Origin of the sequence: 'Nostoc azollae' 0708 (genome assembly GCF_000196515.1) — a bacterium.
Lineage (GTDB): Bacteria > Cyanobacteriota > Cyanobacteriia > Cyanobacteriales > Nostocaceae > Trichormus_B > Trichormus_B azollae.
The window spans coordinates 3,208,451-3,230,541 of sequence record NC_014248.1 but is presented as its reverse complement, the minus strand read 5'-3'; the positions used below and the strand labels follow the sequence as shown (position 1 = coordinate 3,230,541).

Below are 22,091 nucleotides of genomic sequence, written 5' to 3'. Positions count from 1 at the left end.
TATTTCTAGGTTAGTCATAGAGAGAAGTGTATAGAAGTTGATTTTTTATCTAGATTATTCCTCTATTTGTGGTGCATCCTCCTCATCCCTAAAAACTCAAATAATAACCTAAATAAAATAAATCTTTAAGGTGATTGCATGAAAGCAGTGATTTTGGCTGGCGGACTGGGTACACGCCTCAGTGAAGAAACGAGTATCAGGCCGAAGCCGATGGTTGAGATTGGAGGTAAGCCAATTCTCTGGCATATCATGAAGATATATTCGGCTCATGGTATTAATGAATTTATCATCTGTTGCGGGTACAAAGGTTACATCATCAAGGAGTATTTTGCTAACTACTTCTTATATATGTCAGATGTGACTTTTGATATGCGCTTTAACCAGATGAGTATACATTCTGGGTATGCTGAACCCTGGCGAGTTACCTTAGTTAATACAGGTGATAATACCATGACAGGTGGACGTTTAAGAAAAGTCAGAGAACATATTGGTAATGAAACTTTTTGCTTTACTTATGGTGATGGTGTTAGTGATGTAAATATCACTGAACTCATAAAGTTTCATAAAGAACAAAAAACGTTAGCAACATTAAGCGCAGTCCAACCAGTAGGAAGGTTTGGTGCAATTTCCCTAGGACAAGAGCAAACTAGAATTACTAGTTTTAGAGAAAAACCGGAAGGCGACGGTGCGTGGATTAATGGCGGTTATTTTGTGCTTGAACCTGAAGTAATTAACTTCATTACTGATGAATCTACCGTTTGGGAACAAGAGCCATTGGAAAAATTAGCTGATATGGAACAACTTTCAGCTTTTAGACATAATGGGTTTTGGCAACCAATGGATACTTTAAGAGATAAACAATACTTAGAAGGGCTATGGGAAAATGATGAAGCGCCTTGGAAAGTGTGGTAATAAAAATTAGGATTTCTCGAAGTTTCACACTAAAGTCCTAGGGTGATTCAGCCGTGATATATTGGCTAATATCAACAGATTCTCAACATCTGATACACCATACTAATATATGAGTTGCATAAGTGCTGACAATAGTAGATTTTAGAACTTAGATTTTCGATTGGGGAAAAATTACTAATGTATGATTTTACGATTATTGGTGGGGGGATAGTTGGACTTTCTACAGCTATGGCTTTAGGCGATCGCTATCCCCATGCCAAGATTTTAGTCTTAGAAAAAGAAAGTCAATGGGCATTTCACCAAACAGGTAATAATAGCGGCGTAATTCATTCGGGAATTTACTACAAACCAGGCACCTTTAAAGCTCAATTTTGCCGTGAAGGCAGTCGTTCAATGGTTGAATTCTGCCAAAAGCATGATATTGAGCATGACCTTTGTGGTAAAGTGATTGTAGCCACAGAATCACAAGAACTCCCACGTTTAGAGAACCTCTACAAACGAGGTTTAGATAACGGCATAGCACTGCAAAGAATTAGTCCCGAAGAAGTTAAAGAGATTGAGCCTCATGTTAGTTGTGTAGGTGGAATTCGCGTATTATCTACAGGCATTGTTAATTACAAACAAGTTTGTTTAAAATACGCTGAAGTTATTCAAAAACAAGGGGGAGATTTATGCCTCAATACCAAAGTTAACCAAATCTTCCAAAGAGGTAAAAACCAAGTAATTGATACCAGCAAGGGTAATTTTGAAACTAAATTTGTGATCAATTGTGCCGGATTGCATAGTGATCGCATTGCAAAATTAGGTAAAGTAAATCCCCAAGCAAAAATCGTCCCGTTCCGTGGTGAATACTACGAACTCACACCCGCAAAATGCTATCTCGTCAAAACCTTGATTTACCCAGTTCCTAACCCGGACTTTCCCTTTTTGGGTGTTCACTTCACGCGCATGATTGACAATAGCGTTCACGCAGGGCCAAATGCAGTTCTCAGTCTCAAACGCGAAGGTTATAAGAAAACCGATTTTGACCTGAGAGATTTTGCCGAAGTAATCACCTATCCGGGATTCTGGAAACTAGCCGCCAAACACGCTGACGAAGGCATTCAAGAAATTATTCGTTCCTTTAGTAAAGCCGCCTTTGTGAGAAGTTTGCAAAAACTAATTCCCGAAGTTCAAGCAGAAGATTTAGTCCCAACCCATGGAGGAGTTCGCGCCCAAGCATTAATGAATAATGGCTCATTAGTAGACGATTTTTTAATCATCCAAGGTGATAACTCCATTCATGTTTGCAATGCACCCTCTCCCGCAGCTACATCTTCTCTAGAAATTGGTAAAGCGATTGTCACTCAAATATCGCAACAGTCTCATTTACATCGGAACAGTCTCATTTACAAAGCTTAGTAGCCTAAACCAAATTTAGAATGGGAATTTGTGGAAAATTTCATCCGTATTAATCTATGTTAATTTGCGGTTAATTAGTCATGCTCTACATCTGAAACCAAAAGTAACTCCATACCTCAAGATATTTAAAAATCATGAAAATATTAGTCACAGGAACAGAAGGATATCTCGGTTCTTTACTACCTTCTTTATTAATTGCTAAAGGTCACGAAGTGAGCGGACTAGACACAGGTTTTTATAAAGTTGGTTGGCTATATAACGGAACTAACATCACAGCTAAAACCCTCAACAAAGATATTCGCAATATTATTCCTGAAGATTTAGAAGGTGTGGATGCAATAGTTCATATGGCGGAACTTTCTAATGATCCCGCTGGACAATTAGCACCTCACATTACCTATGAAATTAATCATTTAGGTTCTGTTCATCTAGCTAACTTAGCGAAAAGAATGGGGGTACGTCGCTTTCTTTATATGTCTTCTTGCAGTGTTTATGGTGTTGCCAGTGAAGGTGATGTCACAGAAGAATCACCTGTTAATCCGCAAACAGCTTACGCAGAATGCAAAACATTAGTAGAGAGAGATATTAAACCATTAGCTGATGATGATTTCTCTCCTACATTTATGCGAAATGCTACCGCTTTTGGTGCTTCTCCAAGAATGCGATTTGACATTGTTTTAAACAATCTATCTGGTTTAGCATGGACTACCAAAGAAATTAAAATGACCAGTGATGGTACTCCTTGGCGGCCATTAGTTCATGCTTTAGATATTTGTCAAGCTATTATTTGTGCCTTGGAAGCACCAAGAGATATTGTCCACAATCAAGTTTTTAACGTTGGAGATACAGCGAATAACTATCGCGTTAAAGAAATCGCCGAAATCATTGCTGATACTTTCCCTAGTTGTAAATTAACCTTTGGTAATAACGGTTCAGACAATCGTAGCTATCGAGTATCTTTCGAGAAAATCAACACAGTCCTACCCGGATTTAAGTGTGAATGGAATGCTCAAACTGGCGCTAAACAACTATTTGATTTATTCAGTCAAATTGACATGACTGAAGATACTTTCTTGTTTAGAGGATTCACAAGATTAAAGCAGCTAGAGTATCTGATTCGCACTCAACAAATTGATCAAAATTTCTTCTGGGCTAAATGCGATAATGTAGTAGTTTAAGTTTCTGAGTCGAAAAATTTGGTTCGGAAAGCCATCATTTACAAGCTAGTGGAGTACGGCGTAAATAAAGCAACGATTCCAAATCTCTGAAAACTAACGACGTATACATTTTGAGTTTTGTTAGCGTAGCTCTTCTGAAAGAAGCATTTTGAATTCACAGCGTTACTAGTTTTCTCAAGTTCGCCTATGAAATCCAGCAGCATCAAATATGAATAAATTACTTACAGTTGGTATTCCTAGATTCAATCGCGCCACCTTTTTAGAGCAACAACTCTCTTGGTTAGCAAAAGCTATTAAGGGTTTTAAACCTCAATGTGAAATAAATATTTCTGATAATTCTTCCACATATAACACTCAAGAAATCATTAATAAATGGCAGACAATATTTAATCAGACTTCATTTATAACGAATAAAGGTATAAGTAATATTGGTGTAATGGCTAATATAGCTCATTGCTTTAAATCTGCTAGAACTGAATATGTTTGGGTAATTAGTGATGACGCTCGGATTCAAATAAGGACTTTAGGATATGTAATCAACAACCTGAAAACTCATCCAGAATTAGCATTATTAATTTTGGATTTCTCCTGGCTTTATTTAGGAAGTGGTAAACTAGCTCATGAACACTGCTTCACTGTTAAAGATGAAGAAACTGTATCTGGTTGTAAACCTCTGATTGAAAATTATTTACATTAGAACTTTGGTAGTCTGGGTTTTATGACTGCTCAAGTATACAAAACACAAGCAGTTCAATAGGCGTTAAGATCATAGATCTCTAGTGTAAATAACAGAGAATCTCAGGCCTATTGAAATGCATTTTCTGCTGATCAGGGAAGTGTAAAAATTACCACAGATGTTTATTTAGAAAATGCTTGCGGCATCAATTCTGCACCTGGGGAAAAACTACGGTTGAGGATGTATTATTTAGACTTAACCATGATGTATGTAAAACTCATAGAAATAGGCTATAGAGAAATATTTATTTTGCTACAAATTAATTATCGATCACTTTGCAGAAAACGATTTGAGGGTAGTTTTAGGTGCCGTGAGAAGATGGATTTTGACGACAATAAATATTGTCTATCATACTCTACTGAAGTTCAGTAGGTATATGTCGTTGGAGACTTCTTAATCATTCAGTAAAATAACCAATAAACATTTCAGTACAATAACCAATAAATAGGATGAGAATTCAAACAAATAGTAAATTTAAGATATTGACAATTGATCTAATCACCCATGAATAAATTATTGACCATTGCTATTCCTACTTATAATCGGGCAAATTCACTTGAGCGACAATTAGAGTGGCTTTCTAAAGCTATCAAAGGCTATGAATGTGAATGTGAGATATTAGTTTCTGATAATTGTTCGACTGACAACACTCAAGAAATTATCCAGAAATGGCAATATACTCTTAATAATATCACTTTTATATCTAATCGAAATAGTGAAAACTTAGGCGTAATGAGAAATATTATTTATTGCTTAAGTTCGGCAAATACAAAATATGTTTGGACAATTGGCGATGATGATCCCATTCAAGAAAGAGCAGTAAGTTATGTAATAGAGAAAATAAAAAGAATTGAGGATTTATCATTGGTTTTCCTCAATTTCTCTGGTAAAAATAAAATAACTGGTGAAGCAGTTCATCCACCGACAATTTGTGGTAATTGCTGGTTTGATGCTGATACTGAAAATGGTGAGGGTGATGGTAAAGCAATCTTTGAATATTGTTTTACTAAAAGTGTGGGAGCAGTCATTTTTCTCACTGCTACAATATATCGTACTGACTTAGTTAAACGCGCTCTACAAATTTGGCCAAATGCTATCAATAACTGGATATCTTTAGCATATTTAGCGGGTTATTGTGCTGCTAATGGCAAAATAATTGTCACTAAAGATACCTATCTGGAATGTATTATTGGTGTAAGTTATTGGCAAGAAGAGCCAAAATCTGCGCTATTAATGCAATATAAACACATCCCAGAAGTAATTTTAAAGCTGCAAGAGAACGGATATTCCAAGCAATTTTCTGGAAAAATGATGCTGCATAATTTCCGAGAAATTAACTTGAGAGTTTTCTTAGGTGCTTTGAGAAGATGGCCAGTTTCCGCTATTCAAACAGTCGTTCCTTTTTTAGCATTAGTGACTATTTCTGCTTTTGAAATCATGGCTTATCCAGAATTGAAAATTGCAGAATCTCAGCCAATATCTAACCAAATTGTCCGTAGTAATAAAGAATAAGGAAGGAGAAAGCTAGAAGTTCTATGATTATTACCAAGCTTAACGACAAAATAAGTAACCTGACTTCTGAGCTAGGTTATCGAATATCATTATTCAGGCACAGAAAAAATTTACCTGTATTATCTAATTCTGATCAATTAATTGCCAGGACTCTAACAGGGGAAGGTGTTTACATCACTTCTTTAGAGAAGTTAGGATTACCATCAACTGCAGAAATGTTAGATCGTGCTAACAGTTATGCAGCTATGATGAAAAGTCCAACGAATATGCAATCAAGATATGAATTACCCCAAATTTATACAGTTACAGATTTGCCAGAGTTTTTTACTTGGGGAATTGAAGAACGCCTACAAGATATCATCGAAAACTATATAGGATTACCTATAGCCTTTCATGGTGTTCATATGCGGAAAGACTTCCCCAATCAGCAGCAATTACAAACATTGTTGTGGCATAAGGATGCGGAAGACCGACGGATGATTAAAGTCATCATATATTTACATAATGTGACAGAAAGACACGGTGCTTTTGAATATATACCATTACCTGCTAATCTTTTAGACTGGTATAATTATTATCGAGTTGATTATGCACTCTGGAAGTCTAACTTTTTAGGAATTAACGATCAACAAATGATCAATTTTATTCCTAAATCAGCTTGGAAATACTGTCCAGGCAAAGCGGGAACTGTGATTTTTGTAGATCCTAGAAATGTTTTACATCATGGTACTGTAAGATCCGAAGCACGCTCAACACTATTTTTTATCTACACATCGAATTCACCAAAGCGTCCAGAACTTTGTACTCAATACAATGATTATACTTTCATCAGACCCAAAAAACAATAAATCCCTGAGAGCATAGGAAATGGTTAGTAAATTATATATGGTAATTCAATCCTTACCATTTCTAGTGCTTACGGATAATTAGTCATTGTAAACGTAATTTTGTAAGCATTTAGCTAATTCCTAACGGCACGCTACGCGAACAGCCATCAGCAGTCAACTCTTTCAGGCTAACACCAAAAATACTATTTGATAGTTAACCAAAGTCTCAACCATTATGACTCCTGAACTCTTATGTAATTTTCTGCTACCTGTTACTTAGAAAACTATGATTTTTACGAAAACTGAACTCCCTGGTGCTTTTATTATTGACTTAGAAGAAAAACCAGATCAGCGTGGTTTCTTTGCTCGGACTTTTTGTGCTCAGGAATTTGCTAACCATGGCTTAAAGCCGACGGTTGCTCAATGTAACCTTTCTTTTAATCATATAAAAGGTACATTGCGAGGAATGCATTACCAACTTCTACCAGCGGCAGAAACTAAATTAGTTCGTTGTACTCAAGGAGCTATTTATGATGTAATTGTGGATATGCGTCCTGAGTTTCCAACTTATCTGTCGCATATTGGTCTAGAACTAAGTGCGGAAAACCGCCGGGCTTTATATGTACCGGAAATGTTTGCTCACGGTTATCAAGCTTTAACAGATGGGGCTGAAGTTGTGTATCAAGTGGGTGAATTTTACACTCCTGGTTATGAGCGTGGTTTGCGTTATGATGATCCACTTTTAGAAATTTCTTGGCCTTTGGCTGCAACTGAAATGTCTGATAAAGACCGGAATTGGCCTTTACTAGAATCTATTTTAATAGGAGTTTAATGATGATTATTATAGATAAAGCCTTACAAGCCCGTGCGGCATTAGGTAAACCTATAAAAGTAGCAATGATTGGTGCTGGTTTTATGGGTCGCGGTATTGCTAATCAAATTGCCAATTCTGTTCCTGGGATGGAGTTGGTTGCTATTTCTAACCGTCACATTGATTCAGCTAAACGAGCTTATTCAGAAGCAGGAATTGAGGATGTTCAGGTTGTTTCTAGTGTAGTTGATTTAGAAGATGCACTGATTCAAGGTAAATATGCAATCACTGAAGATGCTATGTTGCTGTGTGAAGCTGATGGCATAGATGCAATCATTGAAGTGACAGGAACAATTGAATATGCTGCTCATTTGGTGATGAGAGCGATCGCTCATAAAAAGCATATCATTTTAATGAATGCAGAACTCGATGGTACTATTGGCCCCATCCTCAAACTGCATGCTGAGCGGGCTGGAGTCATCCTCACAGCTTGCGATGGCGACCAACCAGGGGTAGAAATGAACCTCTACCGCTTCGTTAAAAGTATCGGTTTAACCCCCCTATTGTGTGGCAACATCAAAGGCTTACAAGACCCCTATCGCAACCCCACCACCCAAGCTAGTTTTGCTCAACATTGGGGTCAAAATCCCGCAATGGTGACAAGCTTTGCTGATGGAACAAAAATTTCTTTTGAGCAAGCAATAGTTGCTAATGCTACAGGGATGAAGGTAGCAAAACGAGGAATGTTGGGATATGATTACACAGGTCATGTTGATGAAATGACCAAAATGTATGATGTTGACCAACTCAAAGAATTAGGTGGCATCGTTGATTATGTAGTTGGCACGAAACCAGGCCCAGGAGTGTTTGTCTTTGCCACCCACGACGACCCCAAACAACGCCATTATCTCAACCTCTATAAACTCGGTGAAGGACCCCTGTACAGCTTCTACACCCCCTATCACCTCTGCCATTTTGAAGTTCCTCTATCAGTAGCCCGTGCAGTCCTCTTCCATGATGCTGTTCTCTCACCCATAGCAGGCCCCATTATCGATGTCGTCGCTACTGCCAAAATTGACCTCAAAGCCGGAGAAACTCTTGATGGCATCGGTTATTACATGACCTATGGACAATGCGAAAACTCAGAAATTGTCCACCAAGAAAATTTACTACCAATGGGAATAGCAGAAGGATGTACTTTGAAGCGTGATATTTCTAAAGATCAAGTCCTCACCTACGACTGTGTAGAATTGCCTGAAGGTAGACTTTGTGACAAACTCCGTGCTGAACAACTAACTTATTTTGTACCAGTAAAAACCTTGGTACTTGCAAAATAGTTTTCATACCGCAATAGGTTCATAACCTGGAATTAGTAAATTGATTTGGGGAAAGGTTTTCTCTTCACCTTTTCCCCTTTACTTGATCCGAAGCCTAATTTTGCTTATTTTGAGCAAATACTTAAAATATTTCCTGATATTCTTATTCAACCGTTGATTGTTATTAACAGGTAGTAGAAATTTCTAGTTGATAGTATTGACTTAGGGTTTATCTATATTAAATTAAGTAAACTATTAGCATTGGTAATTTACCTTACTAAATTCAATTTTCAGATAAGTAAATATTCCATTTTTTTATATGTTGCAAGGGTATTATCCCAAATTTCAAATACATACAACCACCTCAGGATGGGTTTAGTACAGAAGGTAGACTGGTATAAACATATCTGTACATACTTGCTAGTCAACCCAGAATTTAATCAATATTGCAATATAAGGCATCATCCATGAAAATTGCTCTCGTCCATGATTACTTAACCCAGCGCGGTGGGGCAGAGCGTGTGTTTGAATTGCTTTCTAAACGCTACCCCGAAGCTGATATTTTCACATCTTTATATGATCAGCAAAAAAGTATTGATTTCGGTGAGCGTATAGTTAACACAACTTTTTTACAAAAGATTCCCGGTGCAGCCAAGTATTTCCGCCTGATGGCTCCTCTCTACTTTCCTGCCTTTCGGACGTTGAATCTCCAACACTATGATTTAATTATCAGCAGTAGTACTAGTTTTGCTAAATCAGTCAGAAAAAAACCACAAGCACGCCATATTTGTTTCTGCCATAATGTTACCCGGTTCTTATGGGATACAGAGACTTATTTACGGGAGTATGGAGACTATCGCTATTTTGCTCCCTTAATTGAAAAAGTCTTTCAAATGATGAGAAATGTAGACCTGAAATATTCCCAAGAACCAGACCTCTACATTGCTAACTCTAGTGTTGTTGGCCATCGTATTCGGAAAATTTATGGTAAACAGGCAATTGTGATTAACTATCCAATTGATACCAAGAATTTTGTTTTTTCTGATACAAAAGATGAATACTACTTGGCATCTGCCCGGATGATAAGTTATAAACGTCTTGATATAATAGTTGAGGCTTTTAACTGGTTAGGGTGGCATTTATTAATATCAGGTGAGGGACCCGAACTAGAACGGTTAAAATCGAAAGCATTAGGTAATATCCAATTCCTAGGTCACGTTAGTGATGGACAACGCAAAGACTTATTTTCTAGAGCTAAGTCCATTATTGTCGCAGCCTTAGAAGACTATGGATTGGTTCCAGTGGAAGCTAATGCTAGTGGGACTCCAGTAATAGCCTATGGTGCTGGTGGGGTATTAGATACTCAGATACCTGGTAAAACAGGAGTTCTTTTTAAAAGACAAACACCCGATTCTCTACAAACAGCATTATTAGAGGCTAGAGGAATATCTTGGAATTACGAGAATATTCGTAATCATGCCGTAAATAATTTTTCTGAACAAGCATTTTTTAGTAAAGTTGAGCAAATTCTTGTTCAAGTTTCTGGTGTGCATCACACATTCATTTAACTTGTCATCAAAAACCCTTGAAAAAAACTGGCATTCCAATATTACTCTGTTAATAACCTGAATTTTATCAGTTGTGTTGGGGAAAGAGCAAAGGTTTTTTATTTTCCCCTTACCCCCTCAGATTTTTTCCTTAACAGAGAAGTATTGACAAGCTATATATAGCGTCTCGCACAACAAGGATAAGGATAATTAAAGTGGTTCAAACTAGTCTAAATCCCCATATAAGTTCAGCAGCTGATACAGAAACAGGTTATGGACAAATGTTTACTGTATTTGTCAGAAGATTTCCCTGGTTTTTATTAGTATTCCTGAGTTCTACTGCTCTTGCCTGCATCATTACTTTAAAGACAAAGCCCAGTTTCAAAAGTACGATGCAACTGTTAGTAGAACCTAACTATCAAGGTAAAAAACAAGGATCAGATACAGCAGAAAGTCAGTTTACAGACTCTAACGTTGTCATAGACACGGCAACACAGCTTAATTTGATGCAAAGTTCTGGACTGATTCAAAAAGCAGTTAATAAACTCAAGTTAGAAGATCCAAGTATTACTGTAGAGGAAGTAAAGAGATCCTTAGTCTTAACCCAAATCAGGACTAAAGAGGATAATGTTGTCACCAAAATTTTCCAAGTTGACTATACCGATGGCAATCCAGAAAGAACACAAAAAGTTCTAACTGCTATTCGACGAGTCTATGTGGATTATAACAAACAACAACAGGATTTACGGTTACAAAAAGGTCTGCAAGTTATTAGAGAGCAGTTGCGAAAAGCTAGTGACGAAGTGAATGCTTCTGAAACCAATCTCCAACGATTTCGCAGAAACCAAAATTTAATTGATCCAGAATTACAAGCCAAAGCGATTGAAGAATCTTTAACTTCTATTCAGAGAGAAAGACAAACAACTCGTTCTCAATATCAAGAAGCTTTAGCAAAGCAAAAGTCTTTGCAGCAACAACTTAATCGTTCTCCTCAAAATGCATTGGTTTCTTCTCGTTTGAGTCAGTCTATACGCTATCAGGGCTTACTGAATGAAATTCAGAAAACAGAACTAGCTTTAGCACAGGAACGCTTACGTTTTACGGATGATACTCCCAACGTACAGAAGCTAACTGAACAACTCCAGAGTCAAAAGGAACTTTTGCAAAAAGAAGTCAGCAGAACTTTAGGTAGACAATCCACCAGTGTATTCAGTTTTGGAGAAAATCTTCTCGAACAAGGACAACTTGGGGAAATTGACCTAAATTTGACTGGGGAATTAGTAGAAAATCAGACTAACATAGTTGCATTAAGTGCGCGTGATCAAACTTTAGCAGCAAAAGAGAATGAACTGCGATCACAACTCAAACGTTTTCCCTCTCTCTTAGCTTATTACAACCGTATCCTTCCCCAATTACAATTTAGTCGAGAAAGAATGGAGCAATTGTTGAGAGCAGAACAGCAGTTGCGGCAGGAACTATCCAAAGGTGGATTTAATTGGGAAGTAGTAGAAGAACCACAACTAGGTATAAAACTAGGTCCCAATCTCCAGCAGAACCTCTTATTAGGTGCCGTAGTAGGATTAATGTTAGGTGGTATTGCCGCCTTTATTCGAGAAACATCTGATGACTCTGTACATACTACTGCTGAATTAGAAAAACAAATTACCCTACCATTATTGGGCACAACTCCCAAATTGCCACCAGCAAAACCCAAAGAGTCAATCATCAAATTACCATTTGGTAAACCAGAAGTTCTTGCCCCTTGGACAATTCAAGTTTTACAATCACCACCCCGTTGGGAATCACTGGATCTCATTTATAAAAACATAGAACTCCTCAATAGCGTCACTGATTTAAAATCATTGATGGTGACATCAGCATTACCAGATGATGGTAAATCAGCTTTGACATTAGGTTTAGCTATGAGTGCAGCGAGATTACATAAAAAGGTACTGCTCATAGATGCCAACCTTCGAGACCCCAGCTTACACAAACAACTTAACCTTCCTAATGAACAAGGTTTATCCACCCTATTAGCCAGTGATGCTACCCTTCCTAATCAGATTGGGCTTCAATACTCAGGTTCATCTTATATCGACATTTTAACTGCTGGCCCCATACCTGTAGATCCTGCTCATCTTTTGAGTTCTCCACGGATGATGGAATTGATGGCTGCATTTGAAGAAAACTATGATTTAGTCCTCATAGATGCTCCCTCAGTTATCGGTATGGTAGATGCTATACTCACAGCCTCATCTTGTCGGAGTGTAGTCATGGTAGCAAGCATTGGTAAAGTAACACGCAATAATTTAGCTCAAGCTACAGCAATGTTGAGCAAGTTAAATCTCATTGGAGTTGTAGCCAATGGAGTATCTAACTCTGATAGCACTTATGTACCTTATGCCAAACAATCACAATTAATATTACAAGAAGTTATGGAAAAATAGCTAAATGATTTCTACTGACTATACTTGTTGGTTAAAGGTAAACCGTGAAATAAGTTAACAGTTAGCAGAAAAACTAGTACAGTACAGTGTCAATAAAGTAACGATTCCAAATCTCTAAAAGGCTCATGGCGTATACATTTTAAATTCTGTTGGCGCATCCTGCGGGAAGCACTATTTTGTTAGCGTAGCTCCTCTAAAAGAAGCATTTTTAATTCACGGCGGTACTAATTTTTTTGTAGGTTGGGTAGAACGATGGTGAAACTCAACAAATCCTTGTAAATCAGGACTTGCGTAAGGTTTATAAATTTTGGGTGATGTCTACGGGACACTGCATGAATAGGAAGTGTCCCGTAAGGATACGTTCCAAGCAACCTCATTTCATTTTTTGCACTTAACCGATACTGATGAGGAAAACATCGAAGTTCATCAGATTTTTATATTAGTTTCCAAGAAATCTAGATATTTAAAGATTTAATCAAGAATTTAGTAGCAGGATAAGTTATTTCTGTCCGTTCCTATATTCTAGAGATTAAGGACAAAACTAAATTGTTCGAAATTAAGAGCAGACATGTTTTGCAATAGATCCTGAAAGTAGATTGATGTAGCGGTAATCTGAAGGGATGATTGACCTCTACATATCCCTAACAGAAATACCAACTTTCCTAACTCTCCATTTATCTTAGTTGCCGTTTGCTTAACTCCTATTGTTTCTTTCTGTACATCTTCACACCTACAGAAATCTGCAAATCTAAACTCTTACTTACCGCTTCAGTAATTTTATACTGCACAAATCTCAAGACCTATGACAACTTCAATAGTTCCCAAGTTACAAGCTCAAACTACTATAGCCCAGTCTCGCGAAAATTATCACATCCAATACTGTACACTTCAATGGCGTAGAGGTCAGCTACTGGTAAAGCCTCCTAGTGATTTGAAACAACCTTATTTACCTTCACTATATAACGAACAATTATTAGTGGAGTGTTTAAAACATTCCCCAGTTAATTTAGTAACTATAGATCCTAAACTAGGTGATGCTGCGCTGCGATTTTGGGCGGATGCTTGTCACCAAGCTAATAAGCCTATATTCCTATCTATCCCTTTTAAAAATCAACTTCCCAAATTAAGTAACCAAGTATTGAGATTAACACAACGGGTAATCAACTGGATTTTAGCATTAACTTTACTGCTATTAATTAGTCCTTTAATCCTGGGATTAATTGTCATCATGCGTCTTCAATCATCAGATATACTCTTTGCTTATGAATGGCGGATTGGTGAAAAAGGTAAACTATTTCGAGCTATCGAATTTTGCACAACTAGAAAAAACCATAGCACGCTATTAGGATTATGGATGCGTAAATATGGCCTAGATAAATTACCTAAATTATTGAATGTCATCCGTGGTGAGATTAGTTTAATCGGATACCATTATTGGTGTTTAGAAGAAGCAGTTAAACTAAGTTTAGAGAAAGAAGCAGAACAATCAGATCCATTACCAGACGTGATCAACTCATGGCAAATAGAAACTAAATACAACCCAGTTAGACTTTCATAAAGTCATCACTAAAGAAACTAGGAAAGTCATTGATTCTTTCATCCTATTACAGTACGGCGTAAATCAACCAAGGATTCCAAATCACTGAAAAGCTCACGCCGTATTCATTTTGAATTTTGTCGGTGCAGCCTGCTGGAACCACTATTTTGTTAGGGTAGCTCTTGTGGAAGAACCATTTTGAGTTCACGGCGGTAGTAGTATATTTTTTATTCCCATGAGGATTATTTCCTGTTTTCATATTTAAACCCTGGAAGTATATACGTAATTTAAAATATAGAATCGTGATGGATACAGCAATTTGTACAGTATTTGAAAAAGACTATCACTATGGTGTAGGAGCTTTAGTGAATTCTTTATATCACCACGGTTTTCGAGGCATATTTTGGGCAGGATATCGTGGTAATTTGCCACCTTGGGCTAAGTCTCTGCAAGCAGGAAATGGTTATCAAGAATTACCTATAGCTGAAGGGTGTGCAGTACGGTTTATAAAACTAGAAACTCGTAAACATTTAGGTTTTTACAAGCCTGATTTCATGTCTCAACTATGGGAAAATTATTGCCCAAATATTGAGGTATTGTTTTATTTCGATCCTGATATTGTAAATAAATGTAGTTGGAACTTCTACGAACATTGGGTGAGCAGAGGAATTGCTATTTGCGGCGATTCTTGGTATCTTGTTCCTGCTAATCATCCGAAACGTTTAGCATGGAAAGAATTTGCAGAAAATAACGGTTTTGTTTGTGAACGTAAATTAGATTATCACTACAATAGCGGGTTCATTGGTGTCCCTAAAAAATACAAATCTATCCTCACCCTTTGGCAAAAATTAGAAGAGGTGGCTGAAATGTCAGGATATGCAGATTTAGAGCATCTTTATGGGGATAAGACTTTCCATCAATATCCCTATCTTTATGGAGATCAGACTTATCTAAACTTAGTATTAATGCTGAATAATTATCCTTTAAGTACCGTTGGACCTGATGGTATGGATTTTCTTCCTGGTGGTACTATTATGTCTCACGCCACTGTACCAAATATTAAACCTTGGCGCAAGCAAATAATCATCAGTGCTTTACAAGGTAGTTCTCCAACTATAACTGATAAATTGTATTGGCGGCATAGCCAAACACCAATTCAATTATATTCAACGGCAAAATTACTATGGCAACAAGTTGAAATTCTCTTTGGCTCTGCTATTGGGCGTTTTATTCGTCGTGCTCCCATGTAAGTAGATTAATTATATTTTGACTATAGTTTTGGCGCTGAATTCTGAAAGAAATCATTCCCAATTTTATGTATCTAAAATTACCGACATCAACATTAAAAATTCTACAAGCTACGAACTTTTGGCAGAATAATTATTTAATATTACGAGAGTTTAAACACTTTCGGATTATAGCCTCTTTAGCTATAGTTTTTTCAGCTTTTGCTGCTAGTTGTGAGGGATTTGGCTTAGGTTTTCTACTAGTATTTCTGCAAAGTTTAACTACTCCTGGTGCTGAACCTCTGAAAACAGGAATTGAGTGGTTTGATATTTTTATCTTAGGAATTAACGCTTCAGCAAATGAACGATTATATCGCGTTTCAGCGTTAATCATCATTACAACCTGTATGCGTGCATCTTTTAACTATCTAGGACAGCTTTGCATCCAGTTTAGTGAAATAAATTTAATAGATAATCTACGTAGAAGAATTTTTGGGCAATTAGCAGCTCAAAGTCTTAGTTATTTTGGCAAGAAAAATTCTGGAGAGTTGATTAATACTCTCACCAATGAAATGGAGAGAATTAGGCAGATTTTCGGAGGCATGGCTTTTTTAGTCACAAAAACCTTAACACTAGTTGTTTATTCAATTTCATTATTTGTGTTTTCATGGCAACTTTCCATAGTTTCCGTTTTATTATTCAGTCTTTTAGCAGTAGGACTATCAACACTAAATAAACAAATTAGAGAACGTAGTTTTGCTATTACCAAAGCTAATGATCATTTTACTTCAAGGGCGCTAGAGTTTATCGAAGGTATCCGCACAGTTCATGCTTGTTCTACTCAAGAATTTGAACAACAGCGATATTATCAGGCCAGTGGCAATATCGTTAAGACTTGGAAGAGTGTTTATTGGATTTCTCTGCTAGTTAAACCTCTAGCTGAAAGCCTATCTACTATGATTCTGATCTCAATGATCATTATGGCTCTAGTGACAGGATTCATGAAGATTTCTTCATTATTAACCTTCTTCTTTATACTATTTCGTCTTGTGCCAATGACTCAAGATTTGAATGGAGTAATAGCTTTTTTAAGTACCCAAGCCGGAGCAGTAGAAAATCTCAAAGATATCCTAAAAACAGATGATAAAACTTACTTTGAAAACGGTCATCTTGAATTTTTGGGATTACAACGGGCCATAGAAATAATAGCTCTAAATTTTAGTTATGAACCGCATAAACTTGTACTCAAAGATATCACGTTGACCATTGAAAAAGGCAAAATGGTCGCCTTAGTGGGTGCATCTGGTGGTGGTAAAAGTACCCTAGCAGATTTAATAGCCAGATTTTACGAGCCAATAGATGGAAAAATTCTGATCGATGGACTGAATTTGCGAGAATTAGAAATTGATTCACTGCGTCGTAAAATGGCGATAGTTAGTCAAAAAACATTTATTTTCAACACTTCTATTCGCAACAACATTGCCTATGGGACACCAAAAGCAACTGAGGCAGAAATTGTAGAAGCCGCACGGCTGGCAAATGCTCTAGAATTTATCACAAAATTACCTCAAGGTTTGGATACAATTGTCGGTGCTGATGGGATTGAATTATCTGGAGGACAACAACAACGAATTGCGATTGCTCGTGCTTTGGTAAGAAATCCAGACATTTTGATTTTAGATGAACCAACCAGTGCTTTAGATGCAATTACAGAGCAGGTCATTCAAGAGTTGTTAGAAAAGTTCACTGTCGGTCGTACAGTAATTGTTATTGCCCATCGATTTTCCACAATTGCTAAAGCAGATAAAGTGGTAGTGATTGAACAAGGAACAATTGTCGAACAGGGAGCATACCAAAGCCTACTAGAACAACGTGGTAAATTTTGGAAATATTATCAAATTCAAAATGAAGTGAGATAGGTACAGTAATTAAGCTATTAAACCTTTTATTTGTATATTTAATTAGGCAAGGGAGCAGCATAAATAAACTATAATTTGTTAAATAAGTTCGGTTTTATGTCAAGAAACATTAAGGATATGATTAACAATCTTCCAGCTAAATTTAATGGGAAAGTATATTTCTTCTGTGATCCTAGAGAAGAAACTAAGCCAGAATATAAGTTCCAACATCTATTGATTTGTTTGGCAGAAGGGTTTCGGGAGCTGGGAATATCTTTGTTTTCCAATGTCAACTACTGGCAGGAATCAACACAAGAGAATAAATATCTTTTTAATCATCAACCAGATATCACACCTGATGATTGTTCTATTGTGGTATTAACTAATAATTGGTTTCATATTAATTATCCTTTACCAGATAATTTATCTCATCCCAATCGTCCGTATACAACTGTGTATTTAGATGGGGAGGATAGTGACAAAACCTACATAGAAAGACCGGAATTTAGACAATTTGATTTTATTCTTCGCAATCATTACAATAATAAACTCAAATATGCTAAGAATTTTTATCCCTGGGCTTATGGTTTGAGTAATCGGATTTTACAGGAACTGAAAGAAGTTCCCAACTCTTATGAGCGAAAAAACCAAATTCTGATTAATTTTAGGCATTGGAAAAAAGGTCATCCCGTTAGAAATTTTAGTGCTAGTACCTTCATCCCTCACATTAAAAATATGCTACAGGTAGATAATAGTATTGAGCATCCAGATGACCATTCAACTGATCCATATCATGAATTGCAATGGTTACAAACAGGTAAACGCCATTATCCAAGTTATTATAACCGACTCAAAAATTCCATGGCTTGTGCTTGTTTTGGCGGCTTTTTTGTTCCTGCTTGGCCTAATGATCCAGGTATGTTAATGAATCGGATTGGGAAGAATCTTCTGAGTAATCTGAGATTGAAATCTAACACGGTTGTACAGTGGGATAGTTGGCGATTTTGGGAGTCATTGGCAGCTGGCTGTACTACTTTTCATTTGGATTTTGAGAAATATGGGCTTTCTCTTCCTGTGATGCCTGAAAATTGGCGGCATTATATTGGCATAGACTTAGATAATGTACAAGGAACTATTAATAGAATAGCTGATGAACCAAAAATTTTAGAAAAAATTGGTGTACAAGGAAGGCAGTGGGCAATTGAAAATTATAGTCCAGTCCCGACTGCATTACGGTTTTTAGAGACAATTTACCAACAGCCAATAACTAGCACAACTCAAGTATCAACCTTGACAAACATCTGAATAAATTATTATTTTCTGGAGTTGATTGGTTATCAATTAGCATTTTAAATATAACCATTTTATACTTGGAATTTATATGTAATTATCAGTAACATTCCAATTTTGCTAAGAAAATCAACAGACTAACTCACAAGCCATTTAAAGCGCTCTTTACTTTGCGGTTTGTTTATTTCATGCCTTCGATAAGTTGTAAGGTCAGATGGAAATAAACTTAAATATCTGGGGAAATAAACTTAAATATCTGGGATAGTTTCTATTTATCTGTATGGCTCTACCGTTAATTTATATTCTTTACTTTTGGAAGTATACCGAGTTGAAATTATGACTATTAATTCTGAATTACTAGAACCACTAGTTAGCGTGATTATTCCTACTTATAACAGACCACAATATCTAGAACAAGCTATTTCTAGTGCTTTTAAACAGACCTATCAAAATATTGAAATTATTGTTTCTGATAATTTTAGTCCTGAAGATCCTCAAAATTTAGTTGCATCTTTTGGGGACTCCCGCATTAAGTTTTGGCGACATACAGAAAATGTGGGAATGCTAACTAATCAGATGAATGCCTTTAAGATGGCACAGGGTAAATATGTAGCTAGTCTTCACGATGATGATATCTGGAATCAAGATTTTCTAGCTAAACTCATACCACCATTAGAGGCAAATTCTAACTTAATTCTAGCTTTTTGTGACCAATATATTATTGATGCTCAAGGTCAAATTAATGTTGCTGCTACGGAAGGAAATTCACGCAGTTATAAGCGTGATCGAATCACTTCAGGAATTCATGAGGATTTTCAGAAAATTGCCTTAGTTGATAAAAGTATCCCTACTGCCGCAGCTTGTGTAATTCGTAATGGTTTGATTGATTGGGATAGTATTCCTGCAGAAATTGGGGGAATGTGGGATTTATATTTAAGTTACCTGTGTTATATATCAGGATATGCTGTTTATTATTATCCAGAAAAGTTGACCTATTATCGTGAGCATGAGCAAACTGATACTATGCTCAGTGGTAGACGTAATGTACAGGCAAAAATTCGCAAGGCTGAAAGTGAAATATTCTGTTATAAAGTTTTTATGAAAGATGTCCGTTTACAGGAGTATTATTCACACTTTAAAAAATTATGGTTAGAAGCTAATACAACCTTAGGCATTGGGTTGTTACTAGATAATAAAACGAAAGCAGCACGTTCTTATTTTTGGCAAGCTTTGAATGAGCAAAAATTTAATTTGCGGACTTTAACAGCACTTACTCTCAGTTTCACACCTCAGATCATAACTAATAAGTTACTGAGTGTTTACTAAATATTGTATTCATTTTTATCTGAAATTGATTTATAAAATTGAGAGGTGAGCAATGAGAATTTGCATTGTTACCCATAAAATCCGAAAAGGTGATGGTCAAGGACGAGTCAATTATGAAGTAGCTATGGAAGCACTCCGTCGTGGTCATAATTTGACATTATTGTCGAGTGAAATAGCACCTGAATTAGAACATAATACTGCAGTAAATTGGGTTTCCATTTCTGTTGATGGATATCCGAGTGAATTTGTTCGCAATTTTGTATTTGCTAAAAAAAGCGGTGATTGGTTACGTAAACATCGGGGCGAAGTTGATTTAATTAAAGCCAATGGTGCGATTACCATGGGCGCTACTGATGTCAATGCTGTGCATTTCGTCCATAGTTCTTGGTGGAAATCGCCTGTACATATTGCTCGTCAACGACGAGATTTATATGGTTTATATCAGTGGCTCTACACTGCTATTAATGCTTATTGGGAAAAAGAAGCTTTTCGCCAAACTAAAGTTGTTATCGCTATATCTACAAAAGTAGCTGAAGAATTAGTTAATATTGGCGTACCCCGTGCTAATATTCGTGTGATTGTGAATGGAGTTGATTTACAAGAATTTTCCCCTGGTGCGAGTTCTCGCCAAAAGTTGGGGATACGTGAAAATGTGACGTTGGCATTGTTTGCTGGAGATATTCGCATTTCTCGCAAAAACTTAGATACTGTACTTCATGCCTTAGTAAAAGTTCCTAGTTTACATTTAGCAGTTGTTGGTGAAACCAAAGATAGCCCCTATCCAGAAATGGTTGCGGACTTAAAATTAACTGAACGGGTACATTTTTTAGGTTATCGCCGTGATATGCCGCAAATTCAACAGGCATCAGATTTATTTGTTTTTCCTTCCCGTTATGAACCTTTTGGGTTAGTAGTAATTGAAGCGATGGCTTCAGGTTTACCTGTGATTACTGCTAAAACCACTGGTGCAGCTGATTTAGTAACACCAGCTTGTGGAATTGTTTTACCCGATTGTGATGATATTGATACTTTAGCCAATGCTTTGAAATTATTAAGTAGCGATCGCACACTACGTCAACAAATGGGTAAAGTCGCTCGTACTATTGCTGAACAACATAGCTGGGTAACTATGGCACAAACCTATTTAGATTTATTTGAAGAGTTAATGAAACATGAGGAATACAGTTCTTATCCCCACCTATCGCCGTCCTCAAGACTTGTTACACTGCCTTTCCGCACTGCAAGCCCAAACTAAACCAGTTAATCAGGCTATTATCGTAGTTCGAGATACAGATACAGAAACTTGGCAATTCTTGAACCTATTTTCTCCCCACAACCTACCTTTACAAACTGTCACAGTCACACAACCTGGAGTCGTCGCAGCCCTCAATGCCGGACTAGCAGAAGTAACAGGAGACATAGTTTCCATCACTGATGATGATGCCGCACCTCATCCTGATTGGTTGCAAAAAATCACTGCTCATTTTCAAAACGATGGTTGCATAGGTGGTGTTGGTGGCCGTGATTGGGTACACCGGGGTGAAAAGATAGAAGATAGTTCATGTTCAATAGTAGGACGCTTACAGTGGTTTGGGCGTGTAATTGGCAACCATCATCTTGGAGTAGGCGGACCCCGTGAAGTGGATGTTCTCAAAGGTGTAAATATGAGTTTTCGTACACAGGCAATCGGCAAATTGCAATTTGATCAAAGAATGCGAGGAACTGGCGCACAAGTACACTTTGAAATGGCATTTACCTTTGCACTACAACGATCAGGTTGGAAAATCATTTACGATCCCAGCGTGGCCGTAGATCACTACCCAGCCCAACGTTTTGATGAAGACCAACGTCAAAACTTTAATGAAATTGCCTGTACTAACTTAGTCCACAATGAAACAGTAGTTTTATTAGAACATCTGTCTCCATTACGCCGAATCGCCTTTTTATTCTGGGCAATATTAGTAGGAACAAGAGACTGTTTAGGCTTCGTCCAATGGCTGAGACTTTTCCCCAGTCAAGGCAAAATTGTTAATAAAAAATTGCAAGCATCTTTGCGTGGGCGATGGCAAGGATGGCAAACAAATCAGTTCAAAATACAAAATTAGAAATCTAAAATTAAATAAACTT

General features: G+C 37.0%; 17 protein-coding genes. All 17 read left to right on the top strand.

Annotated elements, in window-relative coordinates; genetic code table 11:
• Positions 1 to 138 precede the first annotated feature (138 nt).
• The 17 genes from rfbF to AAZO_RS14845 all read left to right on the top strand — a co-directional run bounded on the left by rfbF (position 139) and on the right by AAZO_RS14845 (position 22,069).
• Positions 139 to 912, top strand: a complete 774-nt coding sequence (rfbF, locus tag AAZO_RS14930; protein ID WP_013191886.1) for a glucose-1-phosphate cytidylyltransferase — start codon at positions 139 to 141, stop codon at positions 910 to 912.
• 177 nt (positions 913 to 1,089) lie between these two features.
• Positions 1,090 to 2,313: an L-2-hydroxyglutarate oxidase gene (gene lhgO, locus AAZO_RS14925; RefSeq protein WP_013191885.1), complete on the top strand. Its 1,224-nt coding sequence runs from the start codon at positions 1,090 to 1,092 to the stop codon at positions 2,311 to 2,313.
• Positions 2,314 to 2,447: 134 nt separating this feature from the next.
• Positions 2,448 to 3,491 carry an NAD-dependent epimerase/dehydratase family protein gene (locus AAZO_RS14920; RefSeq protein ID WP_013191884.1) on the top strand — a complete coding sequence of 348 codons (1,044 nt, stop codon included), beginning with the start codon at positions 2,448 to 2,450 and terminating at the stop codon, positions 3,489 to 3,491.
• 208 nt (positions 3,492 to 3,699) lie between these two features.
• Positions 3,700 to 4,188, top strand: coding sequence for a glycosyltransferase (locus AAZO_RS30635; protein WP_081462796.1), 489 nt, complete (start codon positions 3,700 to 3,702; stop codon positions 4,186 to 4,188).
• A 543-nt stretch (positions 4,189 to 4,731) separates the two neighbouring features.
• Positions 4,732 to 5,739 carry a glycosyltransferase family 2 protein gene (locus AAZO_RS14910; protein ID WP_013191883.1) on the top strand — a complete coding sequence of 336 codons (1,008 nt, stop codon included), beginning with the start codon at positions 4,732 to 4,734 and terminating at the stop codon, positions 5,737 to 5,739.
• A gap of 23 nt (positions 5,740 to 5,762) precedes the next feature.
• Positions 5,763 to 6,587: a hypothetical protein gene (locus tag AAZO_RS14905; RefSeq protein WP_013191882.1), complete on the top strand. Its 825-nt coding sequence runs from the start codon at positions 5,763 to 5,765 to the stop codon at positions 6,585 to 6,587.
• A gap of 265 nt (positions 6,588 to 6,852) precedes the next feature.
• Positions 6,853 to 7,398, top strand: coding sequence for a dTDP-4-dehydrorhamnose 3,5-epimerase (rfbC, locus tag AAZO_RS14900; RefSeq protein ID WP_013191881.1), 546 nt, complete (start codon positions 6,853 to 6,855; stop codon positions 7,396 to 7,398).
• Between the two features lie 2 nt (positions 7,399 to 7,400).
• Positions 7,401 to 8,714, top strand: coding sequence for an NAD(P)H-dependent oxidoreductase (locus tag AAZO_RS14895; RefSeq protein WP_013191880.1), 1,314 nt, complete (start codon positions 7,401 to 7,403; stop codon positions 8,712 to 8,714).
• A 446-nt stretch (positions 8,715 to 9,160) separates the two neighbouring features.
• On the top strand, positions 9,161 to 10,261 hold the full coding sequence (locus AAZO_RS14890) for a glycosyltransferase (protein ID WP_013191879.1): 1,101 nt from the start codon (positions 9,161 to 9,163) through the stop codon (positions 10,259 to 10,261).
• Between the two features lie 194 nt (positions 10,262 to 10,455).
• Positions 10,456 to 12,687, top strand: coding sequence for a GumC family protein (locus AAZO_RS14885; RefSeq protein WP_013191878.1), 2,232 nt, complete (start codon positions 10,456 to 10,458; stop codon positions 12,685 to 12,687).
• Between the two features lie 802 nt (positions 12,688 to 13,489).
• Positions 13,490 to 14,245 carry a heterocyst development glycosyltransferase HepC gene (gene hepC, locus AAZO_RS14880; RefSeq protein WP_013191877.1) on the top strand — a complete coding sequence of 252 codons (756 nt, stop codon included), beginning with the start codon at positions 13,490 to 13,492 and terminating at the stop codon, positions 14,243 to 14,245.
• 284 nt (positions 14,246 to 14,529) lie between these two features.
• Complete coding sequence (locus AAZO_RS14870; protein ID WP_013191876.1) at positions 14,530 to 15,474, top strand: hypothetical protein; 945 nt, start codon at positions 14,530 to 14,532, stop codon at positions 15,472 to 15,474.
• A 65-nt stretch (positions 15,475 to 15,539) separates the two neighbouring features.
• Complete coding sequence (gene hepA / locus AAZO_RS14865) at positions 15,540 to 17,369, top strand: heterocyst formation ABC transporter subunit HepA (RefSeq protein ID WP_013191875.1); 1,830 nt, start codon at positions 15,540 to 15,542, stop codon at positions 17,367 to 17,369.
• A gap of 117 nt (positions 17,370 to 17,486) precedes the next feature.
• Positions 17,487 to 18,653, top strand: coding sequence for a hypothetical protein (locus tag AAZO_RS14860; protein WP_013191874.1), 1,167 nt, complete (start codon positions 17,487 to 17,489; stop codon positions 18,651 to 18,653).
• A 321-nt stretch (positions 18,654 to 18,974) separates the two neighbouring features.
• On the top strand, positions 18,975 to 19,964 hold the full coding sequence (locus AAZO_RS14855) for a glycosyltransferase family 2 protein (protein WP_013191873.1): 990 nt from the start codon (positions 18,975 to 18,977) through the stop codon (positions 19,962 to 19,964).
• A 52-nt stretch (positions 19,965 to 20,016) separates the two neighbouring features.
• Complete coding sequence (locus AAZO_RS14850; RefSeq protein WP_013191872.1) at positions 20,017 to 21,219, top strand: glycosyltransferase family 4 protein; 1,203 nt, start codon at positions 20,017 to 20,019, stop codon at positions 21,217 to 21,219.
• A complete protein-coding gene (locus AAZO_RS14845; protein WP_013191871.1) occupies positions 21,137 to 22,069 on the top strand; it encodes a glycosyltransferase family 2 protein in 933 nt (310 codons plus the stop codon). Before AAZO_RS14850 ends, AAZO_RS14845 begins: the two co-directional genes overlap by 83 nt.
• Positions 22,070 to 22,091 lie beyond the last annotated feature (22 nt).